Below are 16,512 nucleotides of genomic sequence, written 5' to 3'. Positions count from 1 at the left end.
CGCTGGCTTGCCCGCGTCGGAAATCAGGCCAGCCAGCGTTTGCGGCGGCGGTAGAACTTGTTGTCCCGGAAACTCTTGCGCTCGCCGCTGGAGATGCCCAGGTAGAACTCCTTCACGTCCTCGTTCTGCGCCAGATCGGCAGCGGCGCCGTCCATCATCACGCGCCCGTTCTCCAGGATGTAGCCGTAATCGGCGTAGCGCAGGGCGATGTTGGTGTTCTGCTCGGCCAACAGGAAGCTCACGCGCTCGCGCTGGTTCAGGTCGCGCACGATCTCGAAGATCTCTTCGACGATCTGCGGCGCCAGCCCCATCGACGGTTCATCCAGCAGGATCATGTTCGGGTTGGCCATCAATGCGCGGCCGATCGCGGTCATCTGCTGCTCGCCGCCCGAGGTGTATCCGGACTGGCTGGTGCGGCGCTGCTTCAAGCGCGGGAAATACTGGTAGACCCGTTCCAGCGCGGCCGTGGTGTCGCCGCGGCTCATGCTGCGCGTATAGGCGCCGGTCAGCAGGTTTTCCTCGATGGTGAGGTGGGCAAAGCAGTGCCGACCTTCCATCACCTGCACGACGCCGCGCTTGACCAGCTCGGCCGGCGTCAGCTTTTCGATGCGCTGGCCGCGGTACTGGATGTGGCCTTTGGTGACGTCGCCGCGCTCGCCCTTGAGCAGATTGGAGATCGCGCGCAGCGTGGTGGTCTTGCCCGCGCCGTTCGCGCCCAGCAGCGCCACGATCCTGCCTTCCGGCACCTGCAGGGACACACCCTTGAGCACCAGGATCACGTGGTTGTAGATCACCTCGATGCCGTTCACATCGAGCAGCACCGGTGGGGTGCCTGCGGCGGCAATATTGGCGTCGTTCATAAACATTCCTGCAGCGTGGCGGCGGCCGGCCGGAAAGCCGGCCGCCGGGTCATATCAACATGCATTGCGCACCCGCGGCGTGGGCGCCGCGGGCGCTCCAGGGGCATCACTCACACTTGCGGGGCGTAATGTTCTTTTCCTTGGCGTACTTGGCCGCCGATTCCTTGACCATCGGGTCCAGGATCGTCTTGTCGGCCTGATACCAGTCGGAAACGACCTTGAACTTGGAACCGTCCCACTGCACGATGCGGGCCCAGTCGTCGCCCTTGTGGTTGGCGCACGAGGTCTTGACCGGACGCATGATCTGGCCAAAGCCCAGCTTGTCGAGCTTTTCCTGCGTCAGGTCCAGGTTCTCGAAGCCCCAGCGCACCTGTTCCGGCGTCAGCGCCTTGCCCTTGCCGTACTTCTCCTGCGCGGCGCGGATCGCTTCGACCTGCAGCATCGAGATCATCATGCCGCGCGTATGGGCGATGGTGCCCAGCGTGGTCTTGCCGGTCTTGTCCGCGCCCTGGCCCTTGTCGTAGACGTACTTCTTCAGATCGTCATAGACCTTGTCGCTGTCGGCGCCGCTGTTGTGGATGGTGATGGCGTTGTAGCCCTTGGCGACATCGCCCAGGTCCTTGACGTCGCCTTCCGAGCCGGCCCACCAGATCGCGTACATCTTGTCGCGCGGATAGCCGCTGGCCTGCGCTTCGCGGATGGCGGTGGGCGTCATGATGCCCGCGCTCCACAGCAGCACGTAGTTCGGGCGCGCCTGGCGGATCTGCAGCCAGGTGGACTTCTGCTCCACGCCCGGCGCCGTCACCGGATACAGCAGCAATTCAAAGCCTTCCTTGGCCGCGCGCTTTTGCAGCAGCGGGATCGGTTCCTTGCCGTAAGGCGAGTCGTGATAGACCAGGGCGATCTTCTTGCCCTTGAGCTTGTCCATGCCGCCTTCTTTCTTGGCGATGTCCTGGATCATCACGTCGGCGGCGGTCCAGTACGTGCCCAAGAGCGGGAAGTTCCACTCGAACACGCTGCCGTCCACCGATTGCGACAGGCCGTAGCCCATCGTTTCCACGGGCACCTTGTCGACGATGGCCTTGTCGCTGACCGCGAAGGTGATGCCGGTGGACTGCGTGTCGAAGCCCGATGCGCCGGTGCCCTTGCCCTTCAGGCGCTCGTAGCATTCCACGCCGCGGTCCGTGGCGTAGGCGGTTTCGCATTCTTCATACGTGATCTTGACGCCGTTCACGCCGCCATCGCGCTCGTTCACGAGCTTCAGGTAATCCAGCTTGCCATCGGCCCAGGGAATGCCCAGCGGCGCGAACGATCCCGTGCGATACACCAGCAACGGAACGAACTGCTCTTCGGCCGCCATTGCCGGCGTGGCCACGGCGCCTGCGGCGCCGGCTGCGGCCATCAAGGCTGCCGCCAACTTCAGGTTAAGACGCTTCATCTCCATTTACCTCCTGCGTGGTGTTTGGGTCGGTCAACCCTGTGACACCGGGATTGGCCCGGTCTTGAGCCGGGTATTCGGGGCGGGGGTCCAGCGCGGTTGTGCTGCGATGGACCCACGGAAATCAAAACGAAACACGATCAGTGCGGGAACGGCCAGATCCTGAGCTTCTCCTTGCCGATGCTCCACAGCCGCGCCAGGCCGTGCGGCTCGGCGATCAGGAAGAACACGATCAGCGCGCCGAACACCATGTGCTCGATGTGGGCGGCGGTGTCCACCGACAGCGGCAGGCCAAGCATGTGCGGAATGTTGGACAGCGCCACGGGCACCAGCACGATGAACGCGGCGCCAAAGAAGCTGCCGATGATCGAACCCAGCCCGCCGATGATGACCATGAACAGCAGCTGGAACGAGCGGCCCAGGTCGAACGCCAGCGGCTCCCACGAACCCAGGTGGATGTAGCCCCACAAGGCGCCGGCCACGCCGACGATGAACGAACTGACCGCAAACGCCGTCAGCTTGGCGTACATGGGCCGGATGCCGATGACGGAAGCGGCGACGTCCATGTCGCGGATCGCCATCCATTGGCGGCCGATGGCGCCGCGCACCAGGTTCTTGGCCAGCAAGCTGAAGATGACGACCAGGATCAGCACGAACAGGTACTTCTCCATGGCGCTCTGCACCGGCAGCCCGAAGGCCGTGAGCGGCGGCACCGACACGCTTCCCGAGGACGAATAGTTGGTGAAGAAGGGGATGCGCAGGAACGCCCAGTCCACGAAGAACTGCGCGGCCAGTGTCGCCACCGCGAGGTACAGGCCACGGATGCGCAGGCTGGGGATGCCGAAGATCACGCCGACGAGGGTGGCAAAGCAGCCCCCCAGGAGAATCTGCACCACCAGCGGCATGCCGGGAAAGCGCACGCCGAAGTTCCACGCCGCATACGCGCCCACCGCCATGAAGGCGCCTGTTCCCAGCGAGATCTGGCCGCAGTAGCCGACCAGGATGTTCAGGCCCACGGCGGCCAGCGCCAGGATCAGGAACGGAATCAGGATGGCGCGCAGCAGATAGTCGCTGGCCATCGCCGGCACGGCGATGAACGCCACCGCCATCAGCAGCCAGATGAAGACGCGATCCTGGCGGATCGGGAAGATCTGCTGGTCAGCGCGATAGCTGGTCTTGAATTGGCCGTTTTCGCGATAGAACATGTTTTATCCTCGGTGACGCAGGCTTAGACGCGGTCGATGATCTTCTCGCCGAACAGCCCTTGCGGACGGAACAGCAGGAACACCAGCGCCAGCACATAGGCGAACCAGATTTCGATGCCGCCGCCCACCAGCGACCCCAGATACACCTCGGACAGCTTTTCCCCCACCCCGATGATGAGCCCGCCCAGAATGGCGCCCGGCACCGACGTCAAACCGCCCAGGATCACCACCGGCAACGCGCGCAGCGCGGCGGTGGACAACGTGAACTGCACGCCGAACTTCGATCCCCAGATGATCCCGGCCACCAGCGCCACCAGTCCCGCCACGCTCCACACGATCACCCAGATGCGGTTCAGCGGAATGCCGATCGACTGCGCGGCCTGATGGTCGTCGGCCACGGCGCGCAGCGCGCGGCCCGTCGAGGTGTACTGGAAGAAGAGCGCCAGCGCCGCCACCAGCAGCGCCGCAATGACCGCCGCGGTCAGGTCCTCCAGGTTGATGAGCAGCCCCCCCTCGAACACCGAGTCCAGGATCAACAGCGGATCCTTGGGCATGCCGACATTGATGGAGTACACCGAGCTGCCGAACGTGATCTGGCCCAGTCCGTCCAGGAAATAGCTGATGCCCAGCGTGGCCATCAGGAGCGTGGTGGCTTCCTGGTTGACCAGATGGCGCAGCACGAAGCGTTCGATCGCCACGGCCAGCAGGAACATCACGATGGCGCTGACAATGAACGCCAGCACGTTGGCCAGGATCATGTTGTCAAAGCCCAGCCAGCGCGGCAGCCATTCCGAAAAGCGCGCCATCGACAGCGCCGCCACCAGCACCATCGCGCCCTGCGCGAAGTTAAAGACGCCGGACGCCTTGAAGATCAGCACGAAGCCCAGGCCGATCAGCGCGTACAGCATGCCGCTCATCAGGCCGCCGAATAAGGTCTCTAGAAAAAATCCCATGTCTTTCCGCCTTGGTTGTCCGGCTTAGTGCGACACGCCGAGATAGGCGCGGATCACGTCTTCGTTGGCGCGGACCTCATCGGGCTTGCCGTCGCCGATCTTCTTGCCGTAGTCCAGCACGACCACGCGGTCCGAGATGTCCATGACCACGCCCATGTCGTGTTCGATCAGCACGATGGTCGTGCCGAACTCATCGTTCACATCCAGGATGAAGCGGCTCATGTCCTGCTTTTCCTCGATGTTCATCCCGGCCATCGGCTCGTCCAGCAGCAACAGGCGCGGCTCCATCGCCAGCGCCCGGCCCAGGTCGACGCGCTTCTGCAGCCCGTAGGGCAGGCGGCCGACCGGCGTCTTGCGGTAGGCCTGGATTTCCAGGAAGTCGATGATGTTCTCGACGAACTCGCGATGCTGGATCTCTTCGCGCTCGGCAGGCCCCAGGCGGAACGCCTGCGCCAGCAGGCCGCTCTTCATGCGCAGGTTGCGGCCCGTCATGATGTTGTCCAGCACGCTCATGCCCTTGAACAGCGCCAGGTTCTGGAACGTGCGCGCGATGCCCATCTCGGCGGCGCGGCGCGGGTTCATGCGCGAGAACCGCTGGTTGCGGAATTCAATGCCGCCTTGCTGCGGCGTGTACACGCCGTTGATGACGTTGAGCATGGAGCTCTTGCCCGCGCCGTTGGGCCCGATGATGGCGCGGATCTCGTGCTCGCGCACGTTGAAGGAAATATCGGTCAGCGCTTTGACGCCGCCGAAGGACAGGGAGATGTTCTGCATGTCCAGCATGACATCGCCGATACGCTGGTCGCGGTCGTTATGGCTCATGATCTCTACGCGGCTCGGGCGGTGATGGCGGGAAACGTCTTGACCGGGCAGATCCGCAGGTCCGCCGAAATCTTGCCGGTGCGTCCGTCTTCGAATTTCACTTCGGTCTCGATGAACTGCGACTGCTTGCCGCCAAAGAGCGCCTCGATCAGCACGCCATACTTCTGCGCGATGAAGGCGCGGCGCACCTTGCGCGTGCGGGTCAGCTCGTCGTCATCGGGGTCCAGTTCCTTGTGCAGGATCAGGAAGCGGCTGATCTGCGAGGCGGCCAGCTTGGGATCGGTCGCCAGGTCCGCATTGACCTGCTCCACGCATTCGGCAATGAGCTGATAGACCTCGTCCTTGCCCGCCAGGTCCGTGTAGCCGGCGTAGGCCAGGCCGCGGCGCTCGGCCCAGTTGCCCACGGCTTCCAGGTCGATGTTGATGAACGCGCACACATCCTCGCGGTTTGCGCCGAACGCCACCGCTTCCTTGATGTGCTGGAAGAACTTGAGCTTGTTCTCGATGTACTTGGGCGCGAAGAGGCTGCCGTTGGCCAGCTTGCCCACGTCCTTGGCGCGATCGATGATCTTGAGCTGTCCGTCGGTGTCCAGGTAACCGGCATCGCCTGTGTGGAACCAGCCGTCAGCGCTGCGCGCCTCGGCCGTGGCGTCCGGATTGCGGTAGTACTCCTTGAACAGGCCCGGGCTCTTGACCAGGATCTCGCCGTTGTCGGCCACGCGGATTTCCACGCCGGCCACGGGCGGTCCGACGGTGTCGTCGCGCACCTGACCGTCGGGCTGCACGCAGACGAACACCGAGGTCTCGGTGGACCCGTACAACTGCTTGAGGTTGATGCCGATGGAGCGGTAGAACACAAAGAGGTCGGGCCCGATGGCCTCGCCCGCCGTGTAGGCCACGCGCACGCGGCTCATGCCCAGGGCGTTGCGCAGCGGGCCATAGATCAGCACGTTGCCCAATGCATAGCGCATGCGGTCCCAGGCGTTCACGGACTCGCCGTCCAGAATCTTGGTGCCGACGCGGCGCGCCAGCTTCATGCAGGCGCCAAACAGCTTGCGCTTGAGATATCCCGCGTCTTCCATGCGGATCATCACGTGCGTCAGCAGGCCTTCCAGCACGCGCGGCGGCGCAAAGTAATAGGTGGGGCCGATGTCGCGCATGTCGATCGACACCGTATCGGGCGACTCGGGATGATTCACCGTGAAGCCCGTGACCAGCAGCTGCGTGTACGAGAACATGTTCTGGCCGATCCAGGCGGGCGGCAGGTAGGCCAGCACGTCTTCCTGGTCGGTCAGTTTTTCCATGTCGGACACGGCGCGCGCGCGGTCGATGAGCGCGTGGTGCGTCAGCACGACGCCCTTGGGCTTGCCCGTCGTGCCGGACGTGTAGAACATCGCCGCGGGGTCCTGCGGCTGCACGGCGGCCACGGCGCGCGCGTAAAAGTCGGGGTGCTTGGCCGCGTATTCGCCACCCAGCGCTTCCAGTTGCTCATAAGACAGCAGCATGGGATCGGCATAGTGGCGCAGGCCGCGCGGGTCGTCGAAGACGACGTGCTTGAGCGCGGGGCACTGCTCGCGCACCTCGATCATCTTGTCGACCTGTTCCTGGTCCTCGACGATCGCGACGCTGATCTCCGCATCCTGCAGCACGTAGACCATTTCCTGGGCCACGGCGTCCTGATAGAGCGGAACGGGAATCGCACCGATCGACTGCGCGGCCATCATGGCCATGTACAGGCGCGGGCGGTTCTCGCCGATGACGGCCACATGCATGCCGGGCTGGATGCCAAGCGACGCAAGACCCTGCGCGACGTGACGGACATGCTCCGCCACTTCGGACCAGGTCAGGGTTTGCCAGATCCCCAGGTCTTTCTCTCGTATCGCGGGCCGCGACCCACGAACGTTGGCATGCGCGAGCAGCAGCGCCGGAAAGGTGTCCGGCGCCGCCGGCATCTGTGCAGATGCGGGCGATGAATGTGCCACGTTGTCTCCTCCGGTTTGGGCGCATCGCGCGCGGTGCCTGCGTTGAAGCGGCTGCGGCGGCGTGCTTGACCAGTTGGTTTTAGATTTACGGCAGGAGTTAAGGTATAAGGTTGGGTTGCTACCAACTGTCACCATCGCGACATTCAAGGACCTTTTAGGGTATTCCCGATGCAGCTATCCGACTCCCTGCAACTCGCCGCCGCCTGGTTCCGCGTACTCGACGCCGAACAGCAAGCGCGCGTGGAGCGGGACCTTTCCGTGCAGCAGGTCGTTGCCGGATCGATCATAGAGCGCAAAGGCGAACTCGCCCAGGCATGGATCGGTGTGCTCGCGGGACTGGTGAAGGTGTCGGTGGGCAATTCGGAAGGCAAGGTCGCATCGCTGACGGGCGTGCCCGCCGGCGGCTGGATCGGCGAGGGCTCGCTCCTGAAGCGCGAGGTCCGCAAATATGACATCGTGGCGCTGCGCGACTCGGTGGTGGCGCGCCTGCCGGGCGCGACGTTCGACTGGTTGCTGGATACCAGTATTCCGTTCAACCGCTACCTGCTGCACCAATTGAACGAGCGCGTGGCGCAGTTCATCGGCAAGGCGGAGTACGACCGTCTGCTGGATCCCGACGCGCGCGTCGCCCGCTGTCTGGCCGAGCTCTTCAACCCTTTGCTGTATCCGGGCATGGGCATGCGCCTGACGATTACGCAGGAAGAAGTCGGCTATCTGGCCCGTGTCTCGCGCCAGCGCGCCAATCAGGCGTTGCGCAAGCTGGAGGAAGCGGGATTGCTGAACGTCGAATATGGCGCGGTGCGCGTGCTGGATCTGGACGGCCTGAAGCAATACGGGTCGGATCGGGGCACGTCGGAAACGGAGCAGGCGGCGTAAGCCGGGGGCAAGCTGACGCGCAAAAAAAAGTGTTGACGATAAATCGTGCGCTATTTAATATTGCGCAATGAAATCCAGAAACAAGACCAAAGGCGTTTTCAACCCGCTGCTGCTGGACAGCCAGTTGTGCTTCGCCCTGTACTCGACCTCGCTGGCGATGAACAAGGTGTACCGCAAGCTGTTGCGCGGGCTGGATCTGACCTATCCGCAATACCTGGTGATGCTGGTGCTGTGGGAAGGCGACGAGATTACGGTGACGGATATCGGCGACCGCCTGTTCCTGGATTCCGCAACGCTGACGCCGCTGCTCAAGCGCCTGGAAGCCGCCGGCCTGGTGACGCGCAAGCGCGCCGTGAACGACGAACGCCAAGTGATCGTGAGCCTGACCAAGCAGGGCCGCGACCTGCGCGAAAAGGCCGAAGCGGTGCCGCATGCGGTCGGTGCGGCGGCGCAGTGTTCGCTGGACGAAGCGCAGGGCATGACGAAGACGCTGCACGCGCTGCGGGAAAAGCTGGTCGAAAGTCTTTGAGGTTGCGGGTGATGACTGTCATCATCCGGTTTTATAAGTAGCGCACGATATTGTTGTTCACTATTTAAATTTTCAGGCAAGCCGCAAGTTCATCGTTGACCGCCAACACGGGAAGGGTCCCGCAAGGCAAGCAGTTCAAACTCTCATTCAAAGGAACCACACCATGTCTATCGAAAAAGTCCTCTACCGCGCCAACGCCACCGCCACCGGAGGCCGCGAAGGCCGTGGCGTCAGCGACGACGGCAACCTGGACGTCAAGCTGACCACCCCGCGCGAACTGGGCGGCGCCGGCGCCGCGGGCACGAACCCGGAACAACTGTTCGCCGTCGGCTACTCGGCCTGCTTCCTGGGCGCGATGAAGTTCGTCGCCAACCGCGACAAGATCGCGATCCCGGCAGACGTGTCCGTGAACGGCACCGTCGGCATCGGCGCGATCCCCACCGGTTTCGGCATCGAAGTCGAACTGAAGATCTCGCTGCCGGGACTGGACCGTGCCGAAGCCGAAAAGCTGGTCGCAGCCGCACACATCGTGTGCCCGTACTCGAACGCCACGCGCGGCAACATCGACGTGACGCTGACGATCGTTTGAGGTTGACGTTGCATTGAGGTTGATGTGACGGCGAAGTGGGCCTTGCAGGGGATGACTGATCTGGTCGGTTGCCTGCATAGGCCCATTTTTTATTGCGCTGCGGTTCGTGGATTGATGATCCTCGTGCTGTGATGTGAGTTCTTCAGGGCGACCGCACTCCGTGCCACTAGGGCCTTCGTAGGTTATATGTAGGTCTGCCACGAGGTTCTTCGTAGGTCGCCCGACGCCGCGGTCACCGTGGGCACGATCGCCCACGATCGCGGTCCGGAGCCTTCGCTCCGGACTCCCCCTTCGTCATCTTCGTCCGCCTTCGGCTCCCTTCAGATTCCCTCGGGCGCATCGACGGCGCTCGCACCCACGGTGACCGCGACGCCGTGCTGCCAGGGTCTTTGGTATGTGGCGCTGTAAGACCTGTGGTCAGGGAAGGGGATTTGCGGGGCCGCCGAATTGCTGCCGCCCGGGCGGCGGCAATCGGCATCGGAGACGTGGGTCGTCGGTGCGGGGTGCGCTTGCGCGCGTGCGCAGATTGGTTTTCGAATGACGCTCGTCAGAGGGGGGAGAGCGGTGATGGGCGGCGCGGCGACGGTCAGCTACAACTTGCCGACCCGTACGCGCCGCCCATCGGGCACTGGAGTTCAACTGATGACTATTGCCGTCACGGCCTGAATCTGCCCAGAGCGTCTGCCGCTGCCGGTGTCTGACACCCTTGGGAGATGCACTAGGTATGATGCGAATCTTACCCGGGTGTCAGACACCTAGAGCAGAAGCAGCCACACGCGAAGCGTCATCGCCCCGACGCAAGTCGCCGCGTAAGCCCCCGAAGGCCGCCCGCGCGGCCGCCGCGGGCGGGCCCCGCAAGATCTTTCTCTCTCCCCCCACCGTGGGCAAGAACCTAAAGAACCCCACTCGCCCCGCAGACCGCAAAGCTGAATCTACAAGAGCCCGTCGCAGCGGGGGCCGAGGCGCGCGGGGCGTGTAGATGCGCCCGAGGGAAACCGAAGGGAGCCGAAGGCGTACGAGGTTGACGAAGGGGTAGTCCGGAGCGAAGGCTCCGGACCGCAATCGTAGCCCCGCGCGCCTCGGCCCCCGCTGCGGCGGGCGTCTAAAGAACCACCCTCAACGCCAGCCTAAAAAAACCCCCAATAAACCTCAATGCGCCCCACCCAAATAAGCCGCCACCACAGCCGGATCATGCTTCAGTTTGTCCGCACTCCCATGCACGGAAATCCGCCCATTCTCCAGCACATATCCATAATCCGCGACATTCAACGCCGCCGCCGCGAACTGCTCCACCAGCAGCATCGTCACGCCTTCTTCCTTGAGCCGTGCAATGATCCGGAACACTTCCTCCACCAGAATCGGCGCCAGTCCCATCGACGGCTCGTCCAGTAGCACCAGTTCCGGGTTCAGCATCACCGCACGCGCCATCGCCAGCATCTGCTGTTCGCCGCCCGATAACGTGCCTGCCAGCTGATCGCGCCGTTCCTTCAAGCGCGGGAACAGGTCCATCGCCCGCCCCAGATCCGCCTGCACGTCACCCTTAGGACGGCTACCCGTCAGGCGGGGAAACGCGCCCAGCAGCAGGTTGTCCGTCACCGACAGCGTCGGAAACACCCGGCGTCCTTCCGGCGAATGCGCCAGTCCCAATCGGGCAATCCGATGCGACTCCATCCCGTCGATGCGCTTGCTGCCCAGCGTGATCTCCCCCGCCGTCGGCCGGATCATCCCCGACAATGCCCGCATCGTCGTCGTCTTGCCGGCCCCGTTCGAGCCGATCAGCGTGACCACCTTTGCCTTGGGCACCTCCATGCTGATGCCGTGCAGCACCTTCACCTTGCCGTAGCCTGCTTCCAGATTCTTGATCGATAGCATCTTGTTGTCCCCTTGGCGTCAGGCGGGCGCGCCGCCCAGATACGCCTCGATCACCTTGGCGTTGCTTTGCACTTCATTGGGCAGGCCCTCAGCGATCTTCTGGCCGAAGTCCAGCACCGACACGGTGTCGCACACCCCCATCACCACATCCATGTGGTGTTCGATGAGGATCAGCGTGATGCCGTGGTCGCGCACCTTGCGGATGATGGCCAGCAGCTCCACGATGTCGGGCGCTGTCAGGCCGGCCGCCGGCTCGTCCAGCAGCAGCAGTTGCGGATCCAGCGCCAGCGCGCGTGCGATCTCAAGCAGGCGCTGCTTGCCGTAGGGCAAGTTGCGCGCCTCTTCGTTGGCCAGCGACTCCAGCCCCACGAATTCCAGCAGCGCCATGGCCCGCGCCCGTGCGCCCTGTTCTTCGGTCTTCCACTTGGGCGTGCGCAGCGCGATGGCCGCCAGTCCCGTCGTGAAGGTGTGGTGCAGGCCCACCAGCACGTTCTCCAGCGCGGTCATCTCGCCAAAGAGCTGCACGTTCTGGAATGTGCGGGCGATGCCGGCCTCGGCGATATGAGCCGGGGGCAGGCCAACAAGCGACTTACCGGAAAACTCCACCGCACCGGCCGTGGGCACGTAGATGCCGGTCAGCACGTTCATCATGGTGCTCTTGCCGGAGCCGTTCGGTCCGATCAACCCGTGGATCGTGCCGCGCTTGACGGTCAGGTCCACTTCGTTCAGCGCCTTCAGGCCGCCAAACTGCATCAGCACGTTCTTGGCCGCCAGCAGGGTTTCGCCCTTGCCGGCCACCGCGTCGGGCACGGCGTCCTGTTCCTTCACCAGGTCCTTCTTCACCGTCAGCGCAGCGCGGCGCGTGGAGAAGAACAGGTTGCGCACGAAGCCCACGATGCCGTCGGGCAGGTAATACACGACGAACAGGATCATGGCGCCGAAGATGGTCAGACGCCAGTCGGTCACGGCCTCCAGCCAGTACGAGAAGATGGCCAGCACGATCGTCCCGATCACCGGCACCGCAACCTTGCGCGGCTCGGTGCGGCCCTTCGAGATGGCCACGGCGCTGCCTACCGTCACCAGGATCGCCACCGCCAGCGCGATCAGGCGGAATGTGCCGATGTCGTCCAGCATCTTGGGCAGCAGCACGATGATCGACGCGCCCAGCAAGGCGCCGGTTCGGCTCTTGCGTCCGCCCATGATGATGGCCAGCAGGAACAGGATCGTGAGCTCGAAGTTGTACGTGTTCGGCGAGATGTACTGTTCGGAATACGAATACAGCGCGCCCGCCAGCCCGGCGAAACCGGCACTGATGACGAAGGCGATCACCTTGTGGCGGTACACCGACACGCCCATGCAGTCCGAGGCGATCGGGCTGTCGCGCAGGGCTTCGAACGAGCGGCCCAGGTGCGACTTCAGGATCCGGTGCACCACGATCAGCGAGATCACCAGCAGCGCGGCGACCAGCCAGAAATACTCGGCCTTGGTCAGCACGTGCCCGGCGATGGACGGCTTGGAGATCTTGATTCCGAGCGGGCCTTCGGTCAGGAAGGTCATCTCGTTGATCAGGATCTGGATGATCGTGCCGAATGCCAGCGTCACCATCGCCAGATAGGGGCCCGTAACGCGCAGCGCCGGCAGGGCCAGCACCGCGCCGAAGGCGGCGGCAATGAGGATGGCGGCGGGTAGCGTCAGCCAGATCGGAATCTGCAGGTGAAAGACCAGCACGCCGGCCACATACGAGCCGATGCCGAACAGGCCCGCGTGGCCCAGCGACACCTGGCCGGTGTACCCCACCACGATATCGAGCCCGAACAGCAGGATCGAATAGATCATGATGGTTTCAATCAGGTGCAGGTAATACGTGTTGGTCACGCCCAGCGGCACGGCGGCCAGGCAGGCCACGGCCACGATGGATAGGAGAAGGTGCAGGGGTTTCATCGCTTACACCTTCTTGATCGCGGTCTTGCCGAACAGGCCGGCGGGCTTGAAGGTCAGAACGAGCAACAGCAATACCAATCCCGGCACGTCTTTGTATCCCGTTGATAGATAGAAACCGGTGGTCGTCTCGGCGATCCCCAGGATCAGCCCGCCCACCACGACGCCCATCCCGCTGGACAGGCCGCCAATGATCGCGACGGCAAACGCCTTCAGGCCGAGCACCGCGCCCATCGTGGCGCCGGTCAGCGTCAGCGGCGCGACCAGCACGCCGGCGAACGCCGCGGTCAGCGACGACAGCGCATACGAGAACGTGATGACCATGCCCGTGTTGATGCCCATCAGACCGGCCGCGTCGCGGTCGTTGGACGTGGCGACGAAGGCCTTGCCGTAGATCGACTTGCGGTTGAAGATCTCCACCAGGATCATCATGCCCAGCGCGCCGAACACCACCAGCAGCTCCATCGGCAAGACGTTCGCGCCCAGCACCTGGATGGGCGCCTCGGGCAACGGCGAAGGAAAGCGCAGGTCGTCGCGGCCCCAGATGTTCTCGGCCACGTTCTTGAAGATGATGCCCAGCGCAATGGTGGCCATGATCCAGCCGAATTCGGATCGCGTCTTGATGGCGGGCCGCACGCCCACGCGCTCGACCAGCGCGCCCTGCGCGAAGCCGAAGATGCAGACGATGGGAATCATGACCCAGTAGTTCACGCCCAGTCCGACAAGCGTCAGACCGACGAGCGCACCCAGCATCAGGGCTTCGCCCTGGCCGAAGTTCAAGGTGCCGGACGTGGCGAAGGTGAGCTGGTAGCCGAAGGCAATGACCGCGTAGATCATGCCTAGCGCGATACCGCTATAGATGAGCTGTAGAAGAATCATGGTGTGTGTCTTGAGGCGCTGTGTTCCGTCCCAACCCCCTTGGGCAGAACGCTGTTTTCAGGCGGCTGCATGCCCCGCGCCCTGAGCTTGGGGCGCGGGCGGCGGCGGCCGGGCAGCCGCCGCCTTCCTGCTTGTCGGGATTAGTTGGCCTTGACGACCCGGCCGCCCTTGACCTCGCCGATGACCACTTCCTTGGCGGTGATCGCGTCGTGGTTGTCGTGCGAGAAGGGCTTGTTGTAGGTCATCACCACGCCCTCGACCGGGGTCTGCAGGTTCTCAAGCGCTTCGCGCACCTTGGGACCGTCGGTGGAGTTTGCCTGCTTGATGGCGGCTGCCAGCAGGAAGATCGAGTCATAGCCCTGCGCGGCCGACACCGGTGAGTCGATGCGGTTGTTCTTGGGCTTGAACTTGGCCAGGTAGGCGTCGATGAACGCCTTGCGCTTGGGCGTGTCCGGGTCCTGGATGAAGGTCTGCGGCATGCGCGCGCCTTCGCCGTTGGCGCCGGAGTTGTCGATGTAGTTGGCCATCGACAGCGTCCAGCTGCCGATGATCGGCACCTTCCAGCCCAGCTTGGTCATGCCGTTGGCGATCTGCGCCAGTTCGGGGCCGATGCCGTAGGTCAGCACGGCTTCGGCGCCCGCGGCCTTGGCCTTGAGCAGCTGGGCCGTCATGTCGACGTCCTTGATGTTGAACTTTTCGACGGCCACGGGCTTGATGCCCTTGGCGTCCAGCGCTTTCTCCAGATCCTCGCGGCCAAGCTGACCGTAGTTGGTGGAGTCGGCCAGGATCGCCACTTTCTTGAAGCCGCGGCGCGTGATCGCTTCTTCGACGATCATCGGGGCCTGGATGCTGTCATGCGCCGCGTTGCGGAACACGTAGTTGTCGGGGTATTCCGGCGCCTTGAACTGATGCGTGATCACACTGCCGGTTGCCACGTTGTTGAACACCGGGATCTTGGCGTCCTGGTAGAAGCGCTGGGAGGCCAGCGCCACGCCAGTGTTGATGTAGCCGACGGTGGCCGTCACCTGTTCCTTGTTGATCAGTTCCTGCGCGATCTGCACACCGCGCTCGTTTTTGGCTTCGTCATCGCGTTCGACGGCGACGAGCTGGCGGCCCAGCACGCCGCCGTTCTTGTTGATCTCTTCGATGGCCAGGCGCACGCCGTCGCGCATGCTGACGCCCATGGAGGACGAACCGCCGGTGTAGGGGCCGGCCACGCCGATCTTGATGGGGTCGGCGGCGTAGGACGCGGCCGATACGGCAAATGCAAGGGTTCCTGCAAGCAGCTTCAAACGAAAATCCATGGATGTCTCCGTTGTAATTGGGTGAACTGCGTGGAAAGCCGTGTGCCGGCGCCAGTCGGCGTGGGATGTTTTGTTGGCGCGCTCCTTTGTTGCGTGTGGTGACTGTCTGCTTAATCGCTTACGCGAATCTGACCCGGCGGTGCTTTTCCGCGTAAATACCTAGTGCGGCTGCAAGGTTCCTTTCAGACTGCTGAACGTCTTTAGCCTGATGGCGGGCCCGCAGCCGCATCGGTGCACCGGGCGCGCGCAGACGTGCTGGCCGCATCCTAGCGATCAGGATGCGGCGTCGTGCGGAAAATCATTCCGCCATCGAGTGGAAATTTATTCCTGACTGGCCCCGGGCCCGCGTGGCCATTGGGCTGCGCGCTGGCAGACCTCGGTCAGCCATAGGGAAAACGCCTGGACTGCGCCGCCAGGTGCACGTGTGGTTTCGGTGCACAGGTAGTACTGCGACTCGCCGGGGATTTCCACGTCCAGCAGGCGCACCAGCTTGCCTTCGTCCAGCCACTCGGCGGCCAGCGACCGGCGCGTCAGCGCCACGCCCTGGCCCGCGCGTGCGGCGGCGAGCATCATGCCCAGGTCCACCAGCCACACGCCGCGCGACGGCTCGGGCCAGTCCAGGCCCGCTGCCGCCAGCCACGGACGCCAAGGCTCCATCGGGCAACGCAGCAGGTCGGCGCGGGCCAGGTCCGCCGGCCGCTGGAACGGGCCGCGCGCCGCCTGATAGCCGGGCGAGCACACCGCGAACACGGGATCGTGCGTCAGGGGGTGTGCATGCAGGCCGGGATACTTGCCGCTGCCGAAGCGGATCCACACATCGGCATTGGGCGGCATGATGTCCAGGTAGGGAATGGACAGCATGATCTCCAGTTCGACGTCGGGATGCGCGGCGGTGAAGCCGGGCAGGGCGGGGATCAGTACCTGCCGGGCAAACGTGGGCGTGGACACCACGCGCAGCGTTTCCAGCTTGGGTTCGTTGCGCTTGTGCAGCGATGCGTCCGACAGCAGGTCTAGCGCCGTGCGCACCTGTTCCAGATACTCGCGTCCCGCCGCGCTCAAGGTTGCGCCGCGGCTGCTGCGGATGAAGAGGGTGACGTCCAGCAGCGTCTCAAGCGAGGCAATGCGCTTGCCGATGGCGCTGGCGGTGACAAAGAGCTCTTCGCTGGCGCGCTCGAAAGAACCCAGCCGCGCCGCGGCTTCGAACGCCTGGATGGCGGCAAGCGGCGGCAGGCGCACATCTTTGGAAGGGGAAGGTCCGCGCATGG

The 16,512-nt window shown here is 64.0% G+C and carries 14 protein-coding genes; 3 read left to right on the top strand and 11 right to left on the bottom strand.

All coding sequences use genetic code 11. The features are described 5' to 3' along the window. Positions 1 to 23 precede the first annotated feature (23 nt). The 6 genes from HV786_RS13860 to HV786_RS13835 form a co-directional block, all read right to left on the bottom strand. A complete protein-coding gene (locus HV786_RS13860; protein WP_128829561.1) occupies positions 24 to 860 on the bottom strand; it encodes an ABC transporter ATP-binding protein in 837 nt (278 codons plus the stop codon). 106 nt (positions 861 to 966) lie between these two features. Continuing rightward, entirely contained in the window at positions 967 to 2,304 is a 1,338-nt protein-coding gene (locus HV786_RS13855) for an ABC transporter substrate-binding protein (protein WP_081100873.1), read from the bottom strand. 134 nt (positions 2,305 to 2,438) lie between these two features. After that, the gene (locus tag HV786_RS13850) at positions 2,439 to 3,503 is read right to left on the bottom strand and encodes a branched-chain amino acid ABC transporter permease (RefSeq protein ID WP_056327370.1); all 1,065 of its coding nucleotides are present in this window, start codon (positions 3,501 to 3,503) and stop codon (positions 2,439 to 2,441) included. Positions 3,504 to 3,526: 23 nt separating this feature from the next. After that, positions 3,527 to 4,456: a branched-chain amino acid ABC transporter permease gene (locus tag HV786_RS13845; protein WP_056327372.1), complete on the bottom strand. Its 930-nt coding sequence runs from the start codon at positions 4,454 to 4,456 to the stop codon at positions 3,527 to 3,529. Positions 4,457 to 4,480: 24 nt separating this feature from the next. After that, positions 4,481 to 5,278 (bottom strand): ABC transporter ATP-binding protein, encoded by a 798-nt coding sequence (locus HV786_RS13840; protein WP_056327375.1) that lies wholly within the window; start codon positions 5,276 to 5,278, stop codon positions 4,481 to 4,483. Positions 5,279 to 5,283: 5 nt separating this feature from the next. Continuing rightward, complete coding sequence (locus tag HV786_RS13835; RefSeq protein ID WP_128829560.1) at positions 5,284 to 7,260, bottom strand: AMP-dependent synthetase/ligase; 1,977 nt, start codon at positions 7,258 to 7,260, stop codon at positions 5,284 to 5,286. 168 nt (positions 7,261 to 7,428) lie between these two features. Between HV786_RS13835 and HV786_RS13830 the strand changes: the two genes are divergently transcribed. From HV786_RS13830 to HV786_RS13820, 3 genes are all read left to right on the top strand, one after another. Then, positions 7,429 to 8,136, top strand: a complete 708-nt coding sequence (locus tag HV786_RS13830; protein ID WP_056327378.1) for a Crp/Fnr family transcriptional regulator — start codon at positions 7,429 to 7,431, stop codon at positions 8,134 to 8,136. Positions 8,137 to 8,203: 67 nt separating this feature from the next. After that, the gene (locus HV786_RS13825) at positions 8,204 to 8,665 is read left to right on the top strand and encodes a MarR family winged helix-turn-helix transcriptional regulator (RefSeq protein WP_128829559.1); all 462 of its coding nucleotides are present in this window, start codon (positions 8,204 to 8,206) and stop codon (positions 8,663 to 8,665) included. Positions 8,666 to 8,828: 163 nt separating this feature from the next. Continuing rightward, positions 8,829 to 9,254 carry an organic hydroperoxide resistance protein gene (locus HV786_RS13820; RefSeq protein ID WP_056327382.1) on the top strand — a complete coding sequence of 142 codons (426 nt, stop codon included), beginning with the start codon at positions 8,829 to 8,831 and terminating at the stop codon, positions 9,252 to 9,254. Between the two features lie 1,149 nt (positions 9,255 to 10,403). On the opposite strand, the gene HV786_RS13815 is transcribed toward HV786_RS13820, so the two are convergent. From HV786_RS13815 to HV786_RS13795, 5 genes are all read right to left on the bottom strand, one after another. Next, complete coding sequence (locus HV786_RS13815; protein ID WP_128829558.1) at positions 10,404 to 11,126, bottom strand: ABC transporter ATP-binding protein; 723 nt, start codon at positions 11,124 to 11,126, stop codon at positions 10,404 to 10,406. 18 nt (positions 11,127 to 11,144) lie between these two features. Next, complete coding sequence (locus HV786_RS13810; protein ID WP_128829557.1) at positions 11,145 to 13,067, bottom strand: branched-chain amino acid ABC transporter ATP-binding protein/permease; 1,923 nt, start codon at positions 13,065 to 13,067, stop codon at positions 11,145 to 11,147. Between the two features lie 3 nt (positions 13,068 to 13,070). Further along, the gene (locus tag HV786_RS13805) at positions 13,071 to 13,943 is read right to left on the bottom strand and encodes a branched-chain amino acid ABC transporter permease (RefSeq protein WP_006216335.1); all 873 of its coding nucleotides are present in this window, start codon (positions 13,941 to 13,943) and stop codon (positions 13,071 to 13,073) included. Positions 13,944 to 14,083: 140 nt separating this feature from the next. Then, a complete protein-coding gene (locus HV786_RS13800; protein WP_056319508.1) occupies positions 14,084 to 15,247 on the bottom strand; it encodes an ABC transporter substrate-binding protein in 1,164 nt (387 codons plus the stop codon). A 321-nt stretch (positions 15,248 to 15,568) separates the two neighbouring features. Next, positions 15,569 to 16,510, bottom strand: coding sequence for a LysR substrate-binding domain-containing protein (locus HV786_RS13795; RefSeq protein ID WP_175211104.1), 942 nt, complete (start codon positions 16,508 to 16,510; stop codon positions 15,569 to 15,571). Positions 16,511 to 16,512: the final 2 nt, after the last annotated feature.

Source organism: Achromobacter mucicolens (genome assembly GCF_902859725.1).
GTDB classification, from domain to species: domain Bacteria; phylum Pseudomonadota; class Gammaproteobacteria; order Burkholderiales; family Burkholderiaceae_B; genus Achromobacter; species Achromobacter mucicolens.
This window is presented reverse-complemented; position numbering and strand designations above follow the sequence as displayed.

Coding starts and splice junctions, on each gene's coding strand:
- HV786_RS13825 (WP_128829559.1), top strand. CDS start 8,204: ATGAAATCCAGAAACAAGACCAAAGGCGTTTTCAACCCGCTGCTGCTG.
- HV786_RS13850 (WP_056327370.1), bottom strand. CDS start 3,503: ATGTTCTATCGCGAAAACGGCCAATTCAAGACCAGCTATCGCGCTGAC.
- HV786_RS13840 (WP_056327375.1), bottom strand. CDS start 5,278: ATGAGCCATAACGACCGCGACCAGCGTATCGGCGATGTCATGCTGGAC.
- HV786_RS13795 (WP_175211104.1), bottom strand. CDS start 16,510: ATGCGCGGACCTTCCCCTTCCAAAGATGTGCGCCTGCCGCCGCTTGCC.
- HV786_RS13830 (WP_056327378.1), top strand. CDS start 7,429: ATGCAGCTATCCGACTCCCTGCAACTCGCCGCCGCCTGGTTCCGCGTA.
- HV786_RS13815 (WP_128829558.1), bottom strand. CDS start 11,126: ATGCTATCGATCAAGAATCTGGAAGCAGGCTACGGCAAGGTGAAGGTG.
- HV786_RS13810 (WP_128829557.1), bottom strand. CDS start 13,067: ATGAAACCCCTGCACCTTCTCCTATCCATCGTGGCCGTGGCCTGCCTG.
- HV786_RS13860 (WP_128829561.1), bottom strand. CDS start 860: ATGAACGACGCCAATATTGCCGCCGCAGGCACCCCACCGGTGCTGCTC.
- HV786_RS13845 (WP_056327372.1), bottom strand. CDS start 4,456: ATGGGATTTTTTCTAGAGACCTTATTCGGCGGCCTGATGAGCGGCATG.
- HV786_RS13805 (WP_006216335.1), bottom strand. CDS start 13,943: ATGATTCTTCTACAGCTCATCTATAGCGGTATCGCGCTAGGCATGATC.
- HV786_RS13800 (WP_056319508.1), bottom strand. CDS start 15,247: ATGGATTTTCGTTTGAAGCTGCTTGCAGGAACCCTTGCATTTGCCGTA.
- HV786_RS13820 (WP_056327382.1), top strand. CDS start 8,829: ATGTCTATCGAAAAAGTCCTCTACCGCGCCAACGCCACCGCCACCGGA.
- HV786_RS13855 (WP_081100873.1), bottom strand. CDS start 2,304: ATGGAGATGAAGCGTCTTAACCTGAAGTTGGCGGCAGCCTTGATGGCC.